Below are 14778 nucleotides of genomic sequence, written 5' to 3' on the forward strand. Positions count from 1 at the left end.
TCGCCGGATCGACCGGGCTCGAACCGCCCTGCGCGCGACCGACGCGGACCCTCCCGAGACGCCGGAGGAGCCGACCACGCACGCGACCGTCCGGCGGGAGGTACCGGACAGCTCGTGACGAGGTCGGCGCTCTCCTTCGGGGCCGGCGCTCCCCTTGGCGGTCGGCGCCCGTTCCGGGTCGGCACCTGTTCGGGGCCGGCATCGCTTCCGGGTCGGCACCCGTTCACGGTCGGCGCCCCCTTCCTGGCCGGCACCCGTTCGGGGTCGGCACCGCTTTCGGGGTCAGCGCACCAAGGGGAAGAAGATCGTGTCGACGATCTCTTCGAGGATGTGGTCGGCCGCAGGGGCGAAAGTCGTCAGGAATTCGTGGCGCAGCAGGTCGAAGGGAAGGGACTTGATGCGCTCGGTGAGGCGCGTCGCGTCGACCTCGCCGCGCTCGACGGCTCGGTCGAAGAGCGTGTCGACAGCGTTCCTGCGCCCGGTCGCGAGGGGGTCGATCAGGTCGCTGGGGCGCGTTCCGGTCGCCTGGTAGTAGGCGGCCAGGTGCGCGATCATCACGGTCGCGAGCTGGACCCGAGTGGCGTTGATCTCCCGCATCAGGGTGAGGAGATCCTCGCGCAGGCTCCCTGTGTCGGGAATGTCCAGGCGGGATTCCTTCAGGGTGTGGCCGATGGCGGCCCGGACGAGTTCGTCGCGGTCGGACCAGCGGCGGTACAGCACGGGTGGGCTCGTGCCCGCCCGCTTGACCACGGCGTCCATGGTGAACCTGGCGTAGCCGTGGATGGTGAGTTCTTCCCAGGCCGCATCGAGCAGAGCCTTCTCCAGTGCCGCCCCGCGCCGCCGCTCGGTCATCCGTACTCTCTCTCCTCGGATCTCCTTGGATAGACTTGCCTATCTTATTCTAGCGCCCTACCCTGGCGACCGTAAGATAGAGACGTTATCTTAAGGAGTGTTCATGGACGCCGACGGCGCTCGGTCGCCATCCGTTGCCGCAGACCCCGACCGCATCGACCCGGCCCTGCGGCGCCTGACCTTCACCCTGATCATCGGGGCGCTCGCGGTCATCTTCGACACCACGATCATGAGTGTCGCCATCGACGACCTCGCCGGGCGGATGCACGCCCGGCCGGCCACCATCCAGTGGGTGAGCACCGCCTACCTGTTGGCCCTCGCCACCGTGATGCCGGCGGTCGGTTGGCTCCAGGCGGTCCTGGGCGGCAAACGCCTGTGGATCGCGGCGCTCGGGATGTTCTTCGCCGGTTCACTGCTGTGCGCCACGGCGTGGAACGCCCCGAGCCTGATCGCCTTCCGAGTGGTCCAGGGCTTCGGCGGCGGCATCATGATGGTGCTGATGACCACGCTGATCATGCAGGCGGCCAAGGGCCGCAGCATCGGCAGGGTGATGTCCCTGATCACCGTGCCCACCGCCCTCGGTCCGGTCATCGGCCCGGTGATCGGCGGCGTCATCCTGCACGTGGGCGACTGGCGTTGGATCTTCCTGTTCAACGTGCCGTTCTGCGTCGTCGGCGCCTACCTCGCCGCGCGCAACCTGCCCCGGGACCGGCCAGGCCCCCGCCCCCGCCTCGACGTCGTCGGCATGCTGCTGCTGTCGCCCGGTGTCGTCGCCGTCATCTACGGCCTGACCGGGATCGGCGGATCCCAGGGGCCGACCGCCCTCACCGTGGGGCTGCCCCTCGTCGCCGGGCTCGCTCTCCTGCTCGGCTACGTCGGCTGGGCGCTGCGGCGCGGACCGGACGCCCTGATCGACGTGCGGCTGTTCCGCCACCGCGCCCTCGCGTCGTCGTCGGCGCTGGTCTTCCTGTCCGGCGCGGCCCTGTACGGCACCATGATGCTGCTGCCGTTGTACTGGCAGCAGGTCCGCGGCGAGGACGCCCTCGGCGCCGCGCTGCTCCTGATCCCGCAGGGCGTGGGCACCCTGGTCTCACGCGCCATCGCCGGCCGGTACATGGACCGCTTCGGGCCGCGCCCGGTCGCCATCGTCGCCTTCGTCCTCACCTGCGCGGCCACCGTGCCGTTCGGCTTCGTCACCGCCTCCACCGGCAACACCGCACTGATGGCCGCGCTGTTCGTGCGCGGTATCGGATTGGGCGCCGCCATGGTCACGATCATGGGCGCGGCCTTCGTCGGCCTCGAACCCGAGGAGATCCCGCAGGGCTCCGGCATCAGCCGCGTCGCCCAACAGATCGGCGGCTCCGCGGGCACCGCGCTCCTCGTGATGATCCTGCAGCGCACCTCCACCGGCGCGCACACACCCGCCGCCCTGGCCTCGGGATTCGGTAACGCCTTCTGGTGGGCCACCGCGTTCACCGCCGCCGCCGTCCCGCTCTGCCTACTCCTGCCGGGCCGCCCGGACCCGCAACCGCGGGCGCGGGACGCCGCGCCTGTCGAGGAGCCTTCGGGGGTCTGAGTGGTCTGGGTGGTCTGAGTGGTCTGGGTGATGTGGGTCGTCGGGGTGTTCCGGGCAGTCCGGGTGTGTCGCCCGTCGCCTCACCCGATCGAGTGCGCCGGTCAGCCGATCCACACCAGGTTGATCACGCTCACCATCACCCGCTGGTCCTGCACGATGTAGGTGGCGAACCCATGGGCGGCGAACGCGGCTTCGAGGGTGTCCTTGAGGCCGCCGCTCATCCGCGCCCCCGCCTCCCACGGTTCCACCCGCAGCCGACGTTCCAACTCGGACCAGGCCCGCCGTGCGGCGGCGGGCAGCGTGCGCCGGATCTCCTCCGCCTCGACGTGGTATTCGACGCCGTAGCTCACTGCTCGACCCGAGAGAACCAGTCGGCCCGTGAACAGCGTTCGCTCTGCGCCGGGACGACGGCCGACAGGTCCCCCTCGCGGATCCGCCGCGCCCGTTCCAGGACGGCCTCGTAGTCGCCGTTGCGATGGTGCACCAACCGGCGCTGCCACGGGATCAACACGTCGGCGAGGCGCGCCAGGTCGCCCGCGTCCCGCGCGTGGTCCAGGGCGCGACCGTATTCGTCCTCGAACTCCTGACGGACCTCGGCGGGCAGTTCCGCCCGGAGCTGCCCGGGCGTGGGCCACAACGCGCCACCGGTGTGGATGGTGACATCGGGTTCACGAGGGTCACGGGGTGCGGTCATGCCCCCAAGCGTCGCACCGACGGTCGGGTGCCCGGGCGCGGCACGCCGCGTTCGTCGCGGTTGCCGCGCCGCCGACACCACCGAGCCCGACTCGGGCACCAACCGACGCCGTACGAACGCCGACCGGGTCCTCGGCTAACCCGGCGACGCCGCCGACGCACAGTCGGCGGCCTTGCGCCACGCGACGCGCAGGGCCGCCGACTCGGCCTGTGGGAACGGCCGTTTCCAGTTCGCGAACCAGCCGTCGTCGCCGAGGTCGGCGTACACCCGGTCGAAGCCGCGCAGCACGCACCGGGCGAGGGCCTCGATCGGTTGACGCGACTCCCACAGCACGGCGCCCGGGCGATTGCGCAGTGACGTGTCGGCGTACTCGACGATCCGGATGTCGACCTCGCCGCCGTCGGGGCTCAGGATCCACAGGTAGCCGTTGGGCTCGGCCTCGAACATGACCTTGCGGTCGCCGGGTTCGCCGAGCGCGACGCGCGTCACGGCGGTGATCAATTCCTCGGGGGCGTTCGTGATGTAGGAAACGATCATCTGCGCCTCGGCGGCGGTGTCGACGATCGTGCAGTCGGCCCAGCCGGAACCCGACAGGGCCCACGTGAACGACAACGATGCCTTCATTTCGAACATGGTGCCGGCGACCTAGGATTCGCGGCATGGATCGGACGAATTTCACCCACCCCGACGGCACGTGGGAGGCGTTGCGGCTCGCGGTACCCGAGTCGGCGCGGCCCACGTTGCGGATCCTGGCGGCGCGTGGGGGCAGGTTCGTCATGGTGGACGAGTCGCGCCGGCGCACGGCGGGTGCGGTGGGGGAAGCGGGCACGGAGGAGCGCGAGGCGCCCGGGATGCGCGACGCGCCGGCGGTGCTGTTCGCCCGGGTCGAGGCGGACCGCTCGGGCGTCGACTACCACTGCACCGGGCTCTACCGCTCGCCCGTCCCGCCGCTGCGGGCCGCCGAGACGCGCCTCGTGGGCAGCGTGAAAGACCCCGGCTGGTACGCCCGTTGGGCGCACCGGATGGCCGACGCGCTGACCGGGCACGGGCCGTTGTACGGCGGCGACTGGTCGTTGGCGCGCCGTCTCGACCGGACCCGGCTGGTCTTTCCGCGGTTCGCCGCGCCGGAGTTGCCCGCGCATCCCGCGGGCCGCGTCGACTACCGCTCGCACACCACCGACTATTGGGAGATCATGCCGCTGCGCGCGCCGGCGCCCGCGGACGACGGTCGGGTCAAGGCGTATCGCAAGCAGGTGCGTGACGACACCCTGCCGCCGGTCCTGGTGTGGTGGGTGGGGATGCTCACCACACACGTGGTCCTGGACGGGCACGATCGGCTCGCCGCGGCGATCGCGGAGGGCCGGGTGCCACCGCTTCTGGTGCTGTCGCGCCGTACGGATCACACACCGTGGGAGGCCGGCCCGCTGGGGGCCTTCGAGCGACGGATGGCCGCCGCCGAGGGTGCGCCGGACGCGGCCGATCGGCTGATCCCGGCGGCCGGGCGACAGCTCGCGAGCGACCTGCACGGGCTGAACATCGGCTACGGGCCGACGCGGGCCTGGATGCTCGCCGGCGGCGAGCCCGAGTGGCGGCGACGGGTCGAGTCGTCCGCGGCCGGTTGGCCCGGGATCTGACGGCCGGTTGGCGGCCGGCCGACCGGCACCACGTGCCTCTTCTGCTTTGGCTCGTCCTGCACTAGCGTGCCGCCGCATCCCCGCTTCAGCCGTATCGCACACCAGTACCCCCGCACGGAGGTTGTTCCCATGGCATCGACGCTCACGGGCGCGAAGATAGTCGTCACCGGAGTGACCGGGCAGGTCGCGGAGCCGGTGGCCAAGATCCTGGCGCGGGACAACGACGTGTACGGGGCGGCCCGTTTCCACGACGACGAGGCCCGCGCGCGCCTGGAGGCGGCCGGGGTCACGTGCGTCAGGATCGACCTGGCGTCGGGAGACGTCGCGGCGCTGCCCGCCGATGCCGACTACGTGGTCAACTTCGCGGTCGCCAAGAACGGCGACTGGAACCTCGACCTCGACGCGAACGCCGGCGGCGTTCTGTCCCTGATGGAACATCACCGCGACGCGCGCGCCTTCCTGCACTGCTCGTCCACGGCCGTGTACCAGCCGGCCGGGCACAAGGAGCTCAAGGAGAGCGCCGCGCTCGGCGACAACCACGGCGTGTGGTCGTTCCTGGAGACGTACAGCATCTGCAAGATCGCGGCCGAGGGCGCGGCTCGTTGGGGCGCGCGCCGGTTCGACCTGCCCACCACGATCGCCCGCCTGTCGGTACCGTACGGCGACAACGGCGGGTGGCCCGGCATCCACCTGGAGATGATGCTCGGCGGCGCCCCGATCGACGTGCACACCAACGCGCCGAGCGTCTACCACCCGATCCACGTGGACGACATCGCCGGCACGCTGCCCGCGCTGTTCGCGGCGGCCACGCCCGAGGTCACCACCGTCAACTGGGGCGGCAGCGACGCGGTGAGCATCGAGGAGTGGTGCGCCTACCTCGCCGAACTCACGGGCGCGAAGGCGGAGTTCAACGCGACCGACGCCACGATCGACTCGGTCACGCTCGACCTGACCCGGATGCACGAGATCGTCGGACGCACCACCGTGTCCTGGAAGGACGGCATGCGCCGGATGGTCGAGGCGCTGCACCCGGAGTTGCTCAAGTAGACCCGGTTCGCGGGACCGGTCGGCTCGTCGGAGTCGCCCGGGTGGGCTCAGTCCGGGAACGCGTGCTCGATGACGGGCCCCAGTGCCGCGAAGCCCAGCTTGCGGTACACGGGCTCGCCCGCCGCGGACGCCTGCAACACCGCGACCGGATGCCCTGCGTCGGCCGCCGTGTCGAGCGCGGCTCGGGTCAGGGCGGTGCCGTAGCCGCGCTTGCGGTGCGCCGCGAGGGTGGAGACGTTGTACACGCCGGCGACCTCGGCGGACAGGAACACCTCGGCGGTGGCCACCGGCCGACCCTCGACGTAGCCGACCAGGTAGCGCGCGGGGGAGCCGAGAGCGGCCTCGGCGGTCAGTTCGGTGAACCGTACGACGTCCGCCGCCGAGGGCGTCCACAGCCTGCTCAACACGGCGGCGAAGTCGAGCAACCGCGCCCGCGTACGCACGAGTTCGATCCGCAGCTCGGCGGGCACCGACCCGGGCGGTGTCGCCGCGCGCTCCCACCGAGCCCACATCGCGGTCTCGACGTCGGCGACTCGCAGTCCGTGCGCGACGAGCCGCTCCGACAGGTCGGCCGGCCGCGATCCCTGGGTGACCCACCACGAGAACGGCCGCCCGGTCGCGGCGACTCGGCGGATCGTGCGCTCGACGCACGGTCCGACCTCGTCGGCCGGGAGGCGCGTGCCGGCGACGATGTTGTAGGTGTCGTGCCCGAGGCCGCTGTCGGCGACGATCAGGCCCGGCTCGTCCTCGGCGATGGTCATCCCGGGAGTGAGGCGGTGCAGGTGGCTCGCGTGTTCGGCGAGATTGCGGTCCATGCGTTCGACGAGTCGGTACACGTGATCATTGTGGGCGCGCTTCGGGACGGACCGCGCGTCGTTTCGAACCGACCGACCGACCGACCGACCGACCGATGACAGCACGCGCTCGTGGACGGGCTCGCGGCGGGTGCCGGCCGGTCCGCGTGTGGCCGGCACCCGCGCTCAAGGCACGAGCGGCACCGCGTTCAGGACCCGGGCGCTGCCCCGAACGGCCACGTCGCGAGGTCGTGATAGCGCGCCGGCTCGCCTCTCCCGGCGCTGCTCTCCACCAGCCGCAGCCGATCCGCGATCCACGGTGTGCCCGCGAAGTTCGCGAGTCCCGCCCCCACGGCGGCCATGCCGGTTCCGCGCGCCAGTGTCAGGTGCGCCCGAAAGCGTGCGTCCGCGCACCCGCTCGCCAGCCGCGTCGCGGCGGCCAGCGCCCACAACGGGCCCGACTCCACCGCCACCGGCGGCTCGTCCCGCACGCCGACCCACAACACCCGGTCGTCGAAATCGCCCACCCCGGACAGGGTGAGCCGCAGCGGCGGACGCGCCCGTGCCACGGTCGCCAAGGCGTCCGCGAGGCTGGGAATCGCCGCGGCCGATACGTCGCCGAGGAACGCGAGCGTGACATGCCAGTGGCGCGGTTCACTCCAGGTCGCCTCGGGAGCGTCGGCCCGTACCGGTTCGACCGCCGCGCGTAATTCGGCGGTCGCGGCCTCGGACGGGTCGATCGCCACGAACAGTCTGCGCATGCTTCGTGTGGTCACGTTCCCGAACCTATCCGGCATCCGGAGACCGGACCGCCCCCGCTCGTGACAGCGCCTCGGAACCGAGCGAGTACTTCGACACCGGAACCGAACGCCGGCGCCGGATCACGGCCGACCCTGATCCTCCGGACGCCCGCCGACCGTGCGGCGATCCGGCGCGGACCCGGATGGTCGCCGCGAGTTCATCGATATCGGGTTCCCAACCCCGCCCGCACACGGGACCATGGAGTGCAACTGCCCCATACCCATACAGGTAGGGAGGAGCGCCATGGACGGGCTTGTCACACTCGCCGTGTCCGCGTGCCTGCTCGGCCTGACCGTACTGCTCGTCGTACGTTCGCTTGCCCGACGCGACCTCAGCACCGCCCCCAAGGACCTGCTGCGCCCCGAAGCCCTGGAATCGACCGAGTGGCCCGAGGACGAGGACACCGAGTGGCCCGGCCCGCTCGACCGTGCGGGCGCCGATGCCGCGGGGCGTGTCTCGGGCGAGCCCGGTGAGCGTTGCGAGCGCTGAGGAGGCGACGACCGGGCGGGTGCCGGGGGTCGGGTGTGGCCGTCGGGCGTGGGGTTCTGGTGCCGGGTGTCAGCGCAGGCCCTTCTCGATCGCGTCGAGGTAGTTCACGATGTGGTGGTCGCGGATGCCGTCGCTGCCGGGGGCGAACGGGTCGGCGGTGAGACCCCGGCCGCGGTCGAGGAGGGTGCCGAGCGGGGGGACGGCGTCGTGGATGCGACCGGCGACGTCGATGTAGTGCATCTTGTCCACGTGGTGGTACACCGGCTCCGGCGGGAGTTGGGGCACGATGTCGTTGTTGTTGACGAAGCGGTGGGTGCGGGCGAGGAACGCCTTGTTGTGGGCGGCGGCGTGCAGTCGGTCGCACGTGCGCGGCTGCCCGTAGGTGTAGATGCCGTCGGCGAGCAGGCGCGGATCCTCGAAGTACATCCGACTGCCGGCCAGCATGGCGAGCGCGCCGCCCAGGCTGTGGCCCGTGAACCACACGCTCTGGCCGTTGTCGCGAAACTCCTCGATGGTGTCCCTGACCACCGGGAAGACCGAGTCCAACGCCTGTCCGAAGCCGAAGTGGATCAAGCCGTGCCCGCCCGGGCCCGGCCACGGCGGCGTGTCCACGTCGGTCAGCCAGTCGCGGATCTGCGGCGGCTCGGTGCCGCGGAAGGCCGTGACGATCATGTGCTTGCCGGCCATCGTGTATCCCTGGGTGTCCTCGATCAGGAACGGCATCCGATGCCGGCTCTCGTAGTGCCGGACCCGGTCGAAGCCCCACTCCCGCGCCGTCGCGCGGATCTCGTCCTCGCCCTGACAACTGAGCGAGGCGGCACGGGCGAGCCAGTACGCGTGGGCAAGGTCGTACCCGGTGGCGTGGTGATCCATGGCGGGGACGGGCATCGGGATCCTCCGGCAGACGAACTCGTTGGTCGAGCACTGTCCTACGGGTGAACGGGGGCCGCGCGGACGGGGATCGCCGGAGGGGTCACCCGTTAGGAAGCAAAAGTCTTACCGGAGGGGGTGGTCGGGTGCCTGGCTGCCTGGCTGCCTGGGTGCCGTGGTGTCAGTCGGCCGTGCCCGGCTTGACCAGGCCGCTTTCGTACGCGAACACCACGGCCTGGGCGCGGTCGCGCAGGTCGAGCTTGTCCAGGATGCGGCTCACGTGGGTCTTGACGGTCTGTTCGGCCAGCACCAGATGGGCGGCGATCTCGCCGTTGGAGCGGCCCTGCGCGATCAGGCCGAGTACTTCGGTCTCGCGCGGGGTGAGGGTGCCCAGCCTGGTGGTCGTCGGGCGCGTGATCGGTCGGTTGCGGGCGAAGTCCTCGATCAGTCGGCGGGTGATCGAAGGCGCGAGCAGCGCGTCGCCCGCGGCCACGATGCGCACCGCCGCGATCAGGTCGGCGGGCGAGGCGTCCTTGAGCAGGAATCCGCTCGCGCCCGCGCGCAGCGCCTCGTACACGTAGTCGTCGATGTCGAACGTGGTCAGCATCAGCACGCGCGGCATCGGATCGAAGTCGTGCTCACCGCCGAGCAGTTCGCGGGTCGCGCCCAGACCGTCGAGGAGCGGCATGCGGACGTCCATCAGGACCACGTCCGGGTGGGTGGCCTTGGTCAGCAGTACCGCCTCGCGCCCGTCGGCGGCCTCGCCGACCACGTCGATGTCGGGCTGGGCCGCGAGCAACGCGGCGAATCCGGCCCGGATCATGGCCTGGTCGTCGGCGATCAGCACGGTCACGGTCATGACGCTCCAGAGGTGGCGGGTCGGTCGGCCGAGGGGTCGGCGGACGGTAGCGGAAGCATGGCATCGACGCGGAAGCCGCCGTCGGGCAGCGGCCCGGTGTCGAGCGTGCCGGCGAGCATCGCGACCCGCTCGCGCATGCCGACCAGGCCCTGCCCGGCGCCGCGGCCCTCGACGTGTGTGGTCGTCGGCCCGGCCGGCGGCGCCGAGTTGACCACCTCGACGCGCAGCGCGTCGGCGTCGCCGGTCAGCGCCACCCGTACGCGCGCCCCCGGCGCGTGCCGGACGACGTTGCTCAGTGACTCCTGGACCAGGCGGTACGCGGACAACTGAACGCCCACCGGAATCCGGTCCGGCGAGGGCACCGTGTCCGCGAACGACAGGTGGGCGTCCAGGCCGGCCCGATGTGCGGTCTCGATCAGGACCGGTAGTTCGGCAAGACCGGGCTGCGGACTGTGCTCGGGGTCGGCGGCGACGTCGTTGCGCAGCACGTTCAGGAGCCGGCGCATCTCGGTCAGCGAGCGGCGGGCCTCGGTGGCGATCGTGGCGAACTCGTCGACGGCGGCGGCCGGCAGGTCGGGGATGCGGTACGGCGCACTGTCGGCCTGCACGGTGATCACCGACATGTGGTGCGCCACCACATCGTGCAACTCCCTCGCGATTCGGGCGCGTTCCTCCAGGAGGGTGCGGCGGGCGTGTTCCGCCTGGCTGATCTCCTCGACCACGACCAGGCGTTCGCGTACCTCACCGCGATCACGCAGGGCCGACGCGGTGATCGGCGCCAACGTCGCGACGAACAACATCGGTACCAGGGCGCTCGGGTCGTTGGTACCGCGGATCAGGATCAGGGCCACGCCGGTCGCGAGCAGTACCGCCCCGAGCGCGACGAGCAGGCGGCGCGGCGCACGCAGGGCGACCACCACGAAGACCGTCACGACGGACAGAACCGAGGTGATCGCCCACGGCCACGGCTCGGCCGGCGAGACGGGGTGGGTCGACAGCGCGGTCGTGGCCGCGGCACCGAGCGCGAGCCACCAGGCCGGCAACGGGCGGTACAGGCACAGCAGTACGGGGGCTGCGCGCAGCACGCTCAGCGCGAACGCGTCGGGGGCCGCGACCCGGTAGTGCTGGAGCAGGTCGAACGTGCCCGCCACGAACACCAGGAGCGCGAGCAGGCCGAGCGTCCAGGTGGTGATTCGGGTGCGGGGCAGGGGAGCCACCGCGTTGGGTGACAGGGTCTTGCCCAGGACGTGCGCCCAGTTCGTGGCGTACCGGGCGACGACGGTCGAGGGTTGGGTCTTCACGGTTGGTGATGGTATGCCGGGAAGTTCCGAGAGCGGGTCGGGGCGGCCGGTGGGGTGGGTGCGGTCGGTGCCGTTGCCGTTGCCGTTGCCGTCGGGGTTCGGGGTGGTGCGCATGATCCGGGTCCGGTTTCGGAAGCGGCCGGGGTCACAGGGTCCGGCGCGCGAGGGCGGCTTGGACGTTGGTGAGCATCTTGACCAGGCACAGGCATACCGCGAAGAACGCGAGTCCGCCGATCGCGTGCACGCTCCATACGCCGGCCATGGTCGGGCCGCCCCACGCCTGTTGATAGTCGGTGTCGCCGTACCAGATCGGGTAGGTGAGGTTGCGGATCGTGTTGCCGTACGCGTAGCCGACCAGAATCAGGGCCGGTACGCCCGGAGCAACGCTTGTCGCGCTGTGCAGGAGGACCCGGCCGGCGGGTGTCGGGCGCTGTTCGGCCCCGAGAGGGGACACGCCGAGGAAGCGGTACGCCGCAGCGCACTGGAGTCGATGCGCACGCGACGATCGGCCGCAGAGCGTCAGCACGATGCTCGCGAGAGCGAGCGGCAGCGCGAGCGTGGCGTAGGCCGAGCGTTGCCACACCTCGGTGAGCGAGGTGGGTACGTGGCGGCGGAAGGACCGGGCCGTGCGTGGGCGGCGGTCGCGGTCGCGGTCGTGCGTGCGGGTGTGTATGGGATGGGGCGCGGTGGTGCTCATCAGCCGGGTCCTTGCCGAGGGAGACGGTACGGCGCTGTCGCCGTGTCTCCGAAGGTAGGAGCCGGAGGGGCGCCGTCACATCACACTGCGGCGCCAAACCTGGAGGTAGTACCCCGGTAGGGGGTCTACTCGTCGTGCCCCTCCGCGTCCGCGTCCGTGCCCGGGCGTCGGCGCGTGGATGGTCAGGAGGACTGGCGGGCTTCGGTGTCCTTCTTGGCGTAGTGCTCGCGCTCGCGACGGTCGGCGCGCAGGATGCCGCGGATCACATAGGCGAATCCGACCGCGACGACGACGAAGGGGGTGAGTTCGGCGAGGGCGCCGAGGGCATTCAACACGATGACTCCCGTAGATGGTGCGATCGTGCGGCGACGGCGTCGGGAGGGCCGGCGCTGCGAGAACCGGGACGATCCGCTCCGCCGTTCGTCGTCCGAGCGGCGGCACAACCCTACCCGGCCGCACTTCGACGGCCGTGGCCGACCGTCGGGTCAGGGCCGTGGTCGGGGTCGGGGCAGGGGCGTGACAGGGCGTCCGGGGCGGGCGTTGCGGTGGGGTGGTGCGCGAGTCCTCCTTCCCGCGTTCGGCTGCGAGCGGGGGGATGGGTCTGGTTGCGTCGGGGGTGAATGGGCGGGGAGTCGGTGGACGAGCGTACGGATGGTGGGTCAATTGATGTACGACGGGGTGCAGGCGCGTGAGTTCACCGTGGCGCGCAATGCGTTGGGGGCGGGAATCGCGCGGTACAGCGCGGAGCTTGGGGCGGGGGCGAGGTCGGAGGCCGATCGCGGCCCTGGGCCTGATCGGGGCGCTGGGGCGGTTGCCGCCAAGCGGGTGTTGGGGATGGCTCGGCGCGGGCTCGGGGTGTTGGACCGGGATGCCGTGTCCGAGGTGCTCGGGGTCGGGCATCGAGCCTGGGCGGAGGGGACCGACGCGGTCGCCGTGGGGGACTTGGCGCTGGGGGAGGAGCAGGTCGGGGAGGTGTTCCGGCGCGATATCCGGCCTCGGCTGGACGGGCCGGCGCGGGAGTGGCCGACGGTCGTGTTCATCGGTGGCCAGACGGCGGCCGGGAAGACCACCAGCCAGCAGGTCGTTCTGCGCGACCTGGGCTTGACCGACGTGGTGCCGTTGGACGGGGACGACCTGCTCGACGACCATCCCGGCTACCGGGACGCGGTACGGGCCGACGATCGGACGGCGGCTTCGTTGGTCGGCGAGCACACGTCGGCGTGGTGGACGATGACCGTCGAGCAGCTCCGGGCCGGCCGCGTGGACGTGGTGATCAGTGCGCCGCTGGGCCGGGCACCGTGGTCGCTCGACCGGTTTCGCGACTTCCACGCGGCGGGCTACCGAGTCGAGGTGGTGTTGCTTGCGGTTCCGCCCGCGCAAAGCTTGTTGTCCTTGTTGGAGCGCTGGCATCGGGATCGGCAGCCCGAGCGGCACGGGTTCGGGCGTTGGGTCGCACCCGAGACGCACGATCGGTTCACCGGCGGGATCCTGGAGACCGCCGACGCGGTGGACGCGTCGTCCGTGGTGGACGCCTGCCACGTTGCGCGGCGTGGCCGAGGGGTCGTGTACAGCAACGAGCGGGTGGGACAGGGGCGTTCGACGCGCGATGTGATCGAGCTCGAACGCGGGCGGCCCTGGTCGCCGGCCGAGCGGGACGACTTCGACGAGTTGGTCGCGCATCTCGCGGACACGGATCGGCGTGACGCGCGGCCGCTGCCGGTCGAATTGCGGCCGTTGCTGGCGACCATCGTCGAGCGGGGGCGGATGTGAAGCGTGGTGGGGGCGAGGTGGCGGTCGGCCGGTCGGCCGGTTGGTCGGGCGGGGGTTGCGGGGGTCGGGTGGGCCGGGCGGAGTCTTAGGTGAGGTGAGGTGGTGACAGGGGTGAATCTGGTGGTGATCTATACGGATGAGCTTGAGGCGTGCCGTGAGTTCTACACGTCGATCGGGCTTGAGTTCGTGCCGGAGCGACATGGTTCGGGCGCCGAGCATTACGCGGCCGTGCTCGGTGGGGGCGTGGTGCTGGAGTTGTATCCGGCACGGAGCGGCCGGCGGGTCACGGGCTACCTGCGGCTCGGGTTGACGGTGGTGGGCTCGCCGCTCGCGGTTGGGCGGCACGTACTGACCGACCCGGACGGGCGGGCCGTGGACGTCACGGTCGAGGTGGCGGCGGGGGGCTGAGCGGGCCCGGTGGGCGGCGGGTGTGTTCGCGCCCGCCCTGTGCGTTTTTGGTGGTGGGCTGCGGCTCTACGCGGTTGGCGTGGTCCGGCCTTGCGGGCTTGACGGTGGGTGGCCGAGCGGGGGCGGTTGTGTAGGGCCGGGGCCGGGGTGGGGGCGTGCGGGTTCGAGGTTGGGGGTGGTGTTGCGGTGCCTGGTGGGTGCCGGGGTTGTCCCGCCCGTTCCGGCCGTTGCGTTTTGGTGGTGGGTTGCGGGTTTTCTGCGGTGGGTGTGGCGTGGTCCCGCCTTGCGGGCTTGGCGGTGGGTGGCCGGGCGGGGTGATGGCGCGGCCGTGGTCGGGTGGGGGGTCAGCGGGGGCCGCCGGTGGCTTCGGTGTGGCGGCGTAGGGCTTCGGCGTGGGCGCCCCAGCCGTCTTGGTGGGCGGTGGCCAGGGACTGGGCGTCCGGGAGGTGGCGCCAGCCGGTTTCGCGGATGCGGACTCGGGTGCCGGGGCGGGCCCGGTCGAGTTCGATGGTCACCGTCGTCGACGTGGCCCAGTCGTCGTCGGCCCACGTGAACCGCAACAGCCGTCCCGGGTCGATTGCCTCCACCCGTCCGGTGGTCAACCGTGCCTCGCCGTAGGCGCCGCTCCAGAGCTCGCTGAGTCGGCCGTCCACGCGCGCGTCCAGTTCGAGATAGCGCCACCACTCGGCCCGCGCACCGGGATCCACGAGGGCATGCCAGACCACCTCAAGGGGAGCGGTGATCACGACACTGACCTCGACGAGCGGTTCACGAACCATGAACCAACCGTAGGTCTCGAGCGCTTGCGAGTCAGTCCGTGAACGGTCCGTGAACGGTGTGCTGACGGTCAAGTCTGCGCCGCTTGCGCGCCCCGTACGCCGCTTCGGGCGGCGGTCGGGCGGGGGCGGACGACGGCAGGCGGTGCGCAGGGCGCGCTCCCGATGAGGAATTGCCGAATTTAACGGCATTTGCCGGGATCATCCGTT

At 71.5% G+C, this 14778-nt stretch carries 18 protein-coding genes; 6 read left to right on the plus strand and 12 right to left on the minus strand.

The annotated features are described in order from the left end of the window. Positions 1-282: 282 nt before the first annotated feature. Positions 283-852, minus strand: coding sequence for a TetR/AcrR family transcriptional regulator (locus tag GT354_RS00115; protein ID WP_161354063.1), 570 nt, complete (start codon positions 850-852; stop codon positions 283-285). Positions 853-955: 103 nt separating this feature from the next. Between GT354_RS00115 and GT354_RS00120 the strand changes: the two genes are divergently transcribed. Further along, entirely contained in the window at positions 956-2428 is a 1473-nt protein-coding gene (locus tag GT354_RS00120; RefSeq protein ID WP_161354064.1) for an MDR family MFS transporter, read from the plus strand. Positions 2429-2529: 101 nt separating this feature from the next. Here the strand turns inward: GT354_RS00120 and GT354_RS00125 are convergent, their stop codons facing one another. The 3 genes from GT354_RS00125 to GT354_RS00135 form a co-directional block, all read right to left on the minus strand. Then, the gene (locus GT354_RS00125; RefSeq protein ID WP_161354065.1) at positions 2530-2778 is read right to left on the minus strand and encodes a hypothetical protein; all 249 of its coding nucleotides are present in this window, start codon (positions 2776-2778) and stop codon (positions 2530-2532) included. Then, a complete protein-coding gene (locus GT354_RS00130) occupies positions 2775-3122 on the minus strand; it encodes a DUF6247 family protein (RefSeq protein ID WP_161354066.1) in 348 nt (115 codons plus the stop codon). The genes GT354_RS00125 and GT354_RS00130 overlap by 4 nt, the downstream gene beginning before the upstream one ends. A gap of 135 nt (positions 3123-3257) precedes the next feature. Beyond that, a complete protein-coding gene (locus GT354_RS00135) occupies positions 3258-3746 on the minus strand; it encodes a hypothetical protein (RefSeq protein ID WP_161354067.1) in 489 nt (162 codons plus the stop codon). Between the two features lie 35 nt (positions 3747-3781). On the opposite strand from GT354_RS00135, the gene GT354_RS00140 reads away from it, so the two are divergent. Beyond that, positions 3782-4756 (plus strand): hypothetical protein, encoded by a 975-nt coding sequence (locus tag GT354_RS00140; protein ID WP_161354068.1) that lies wholly within the window; start codon positions 3782-3784, stop codon positions 4754-4756. A gap of 129 nt (positions 4757-4885) precedes the next feature. Continuing rightward, positions 4886-5803, plus strand: a complete 918-nt coding sequence (locus tag GT354_RS00145) for an NAD(P)-dependent oxidoreductase (RefSeq protein WP_161354069.1) — start codon at positions 4886-4888, stop codon at positions 5801-5803. Between the two features lie 47 nt (positions 5804-5850). Here GT354_RS00145 and GT354_RS00150 read toward each other — a convergent pair whose 3' ends face one another. Next, positions 5851-6639: a GNAT family N-acetyltransferase gene (locus GT354_RS00150; RefSeq protein ID WP_346011751.1), complete on the minus strand. Its 789-nt coding sequence runs from the start codon at positions 6637-6639 to the stop codon at positions 5851-5853. 167 nt (positions 6640-6806) lie between these two features. After that, the gene (gene thpR, locus GT354_RS00155) at positions 6807-7373 is read right to left on the minus strand and encodes an RNA 2',3'-cyclic phosphodiesterase (protein WP_161354070.1); all 567 of its coding nucleotides are present in this window, start codon (positions 7371-7373) and stop codon (positions 6807-6809) included. A gap of 268 nt (positions 7374-7641) precedes the next feature. On the opposite strand from thpR, the gene GT354_RS00160 reads away from it, so the two are divergent. Beyond that, the gene (locus GT354_RS00160) at positions 7642-7887 is read left to right on the plus strand and encodes a hypothetical protein (protein WP_161354071.1); all 246 of its coding nucleotides are present in this window, start codon (positions 7642-7644) and stop codon (positions 7885-7887) included. Positions 7888-7956: 69 nt separating this feature from the next. Here the strand turns inward: GT354_RS00160 and GT354_RS00165 are convergent, their stop codons facing one another. From GT354_RS00165 to GT354_RS52400, 5 genes are all read right to left on the minus strand, one after another. Then, positions 7957-8775, minus strand: coding sequence for a lipase family protein (locus tag GT354_RS00165; protein WP_161354072.1), 819 nt, complete (start codon positions 8773-8775; stop codon positions 7957-7959). Positions 8776-8938: 163 nt separating this feature from the next. Then, on the minus strand, positions 8939-9616 hold the full coding sequence (locus GT354_RS00170; protein WP_161354073.1) for a response regulator transcription factor: 678 nt from the start codon (positions 9614-9616) through the stop codon (positions 8939-8941). After that, positions 9613-11031 (minus strand): histidine kinase, encoded by a 1419-nt coding sequence (locus tag GT354_RS00175; protein WP_161354074.1) that lies wholly within the window; start codon positions 11029-11031, stop codon positions 9613-9615. Before GT354_RS00175 ends, GT354_RS00170 begins: the two co-directional genes overlap by 4 nt. 31 nt (positions 11032-11062) lie before the next feature. Then, positions 11063-11614 carry a hypothetical protein gene (locus tag GT354_RS00180; RefSeq protein ID WP_161354075.1) on the minus strand — a complete coding sequence of 184 codons (552 nt, stop codon included), beginning with the start codon at positions 11612-11614 and terminating at the stop codon, positions 11063-11065. 182 nt (positions 11615-11796) lie between these two features. Continuing rightward, positions 11797-11949, minus strand: coding sequence for a hypothetical protein (locus GT354_RS52400; RefSeq protein ID WP_202511377.1), 153 nt, complete (start codon positions 11947-11949; stop codon positions 11797-11799). Positions 11950-12448: 499 nt separating this feature from the next. On the opposite strand from GT354_RS52400, the gene GT354_RS00185 reads away from it, so the two are divergent. Both GT354_RS00185 and GT354_RS00190 read left to right on the plus strand, forming a co-directional pair. Further along, positions 12449-13384: a zeta toxin family protein gene (locus GT354_RS00185; RefSeq protein WP_161354076.1), complete on the plus strand. Its 936-nt coding sequence runs from the start codon at positions 12449-12451 to the stop codon at positions 13382-13384. 99 nt (positions 13385-13483) lie between these two features. After that, complete coding sequence (locus tag GT354_RS00190) at positions 13484-13792, plus strand: VOC family protein (protein ID WP_161354077.1); 309 nt, start codon at positions 13484-13486, stop codon at positions 13790-13792. Positions 13793-14136: 344 nt separating this feature from the next. Here GT354_RS00190 and GT354_RS00195 read toward each other — a convergent pair whose 3' ends face one another. Continuing rightward, positions 14137-14571 carry an SRPBCC domain-containing protein gene (locus tag GT354_RS00195; RefSeq protein ID WP_161354078.1) on the minus strand — a complete coding sequence of 145 codons (435 nt, stop codon included), beginning with the start codon at positions 14569-14571 and terminating at the stop codon, positions 14137-14139. Between the last annotated feature and the right edge of the window lie 207 nt (positions 14572-14778).

The organism is Streptomyces sp. SID3343, assembly GCF_009865215.1.
Classification (GTDB): domain Bacteria; phylum Actinomycetota; class Actinomycetes; order Streptomycetales; family Streptomycetaceae; genus Embleya.

What these genes read in the sequence shown, in the direction of transcription:
- GT354_RS00115 (WP_161354063.1), bottom strand. Translation starts at nt 852, where the DNA reads ATGACCGAGCGGCGGCGCGGGGCGGCACTGGAGAAGGCTCTGCTCGAT.
- GT354_RS00120 (WP_161354064.1), top strand. Translation starts at nt 956, where the DNA reads ATGGACGCCGACGGCGCTCGGTCGCCATCCGTTGCCGCAGACCCCGAC.
- GT354_RS00130 (WP_161354066.1), bottom strand. Translation starts at nt 3,122, where the DNA reads ATGACCGCACCCCGTGACCCTCGTGAACCCGATGTCACCATCCACACC.
- GT354_RS00135 (WP_161354067.1), bottom strand. Translation starts at nt 3,746, where the DNA reads ATGAAGGCATCGTTGTCGTTCACGTGGGCCCTGTCGGGTTCCGGCTGG.
- GT354_RS00140 (WP_161354068.1), top strand. Translation starts at nt 3,782, where the DNA reads ATGGATCGGACGAATTTCACCCACCCCGACGGCACGTGGGAGGCGTTG.
- GT354_RS00145 (WP_161354069.1), top strand. Translation starts at nt 4,886, where the DNA reads ATGGCATCGACGCTCACGGGCGCGAAGATAGTCGTCACCGGAGTGACC.
- GT354_RS00160 (WP_161354071.1), top strand. Translation starts at nt 7,642, where the DNA reads ATGGACGGGCTTGTCACACTCGCCGTGTCCGCGTGCCTGCTCGGCCTG.
- GT354_RS00165 (WP_161354072.1), bottom strand. Translation starts at nt 8,775, where the DNA reads ATGCCCGTCCCCGCCATGGATCACCACGCCACCGGGTACGACCTTGCC.
- GT354_RS00170 (WP_161354073.1), bottom strand. Translation starts at nt 9,616, where the DNA reads ATGACCGTGACCGTGCTGATCGCCGACGACCAGGCCATGATCCGGGCC.
- GT354_RS00175 (WP_161354074.1), bottom strand. Translation starts at nt 11,031, where the DNA reads ATGCGCACCACCCCGAACCCCGACGGCAACGGCAACGGCAACGGCACC.
- GT354_RS00180 (WP_161354075.1), bottom strand. Translation starts at nt 11,614, where the DNA reads ATGAGCACCACCGCGCCCCATCCCATACACACCCGCACGCACGACCGC.
- GT354_RS00185 (WP_161354076.1), top strand. Translation starts at nt 12,449, where the DNA reads ATGGCTCGGCGCGGGCTCGGGGTGTTGGACCGGGATGCCGTGTCCGAG.
- GT354_RS00195 (WP_161354078.1), bottom strand. Translation starts at nt 14,571, where the DNA reads ATGGTTCGTGAACCGCTCGTCGAGGTCAGTGTCGTGATCACCGCTCCC.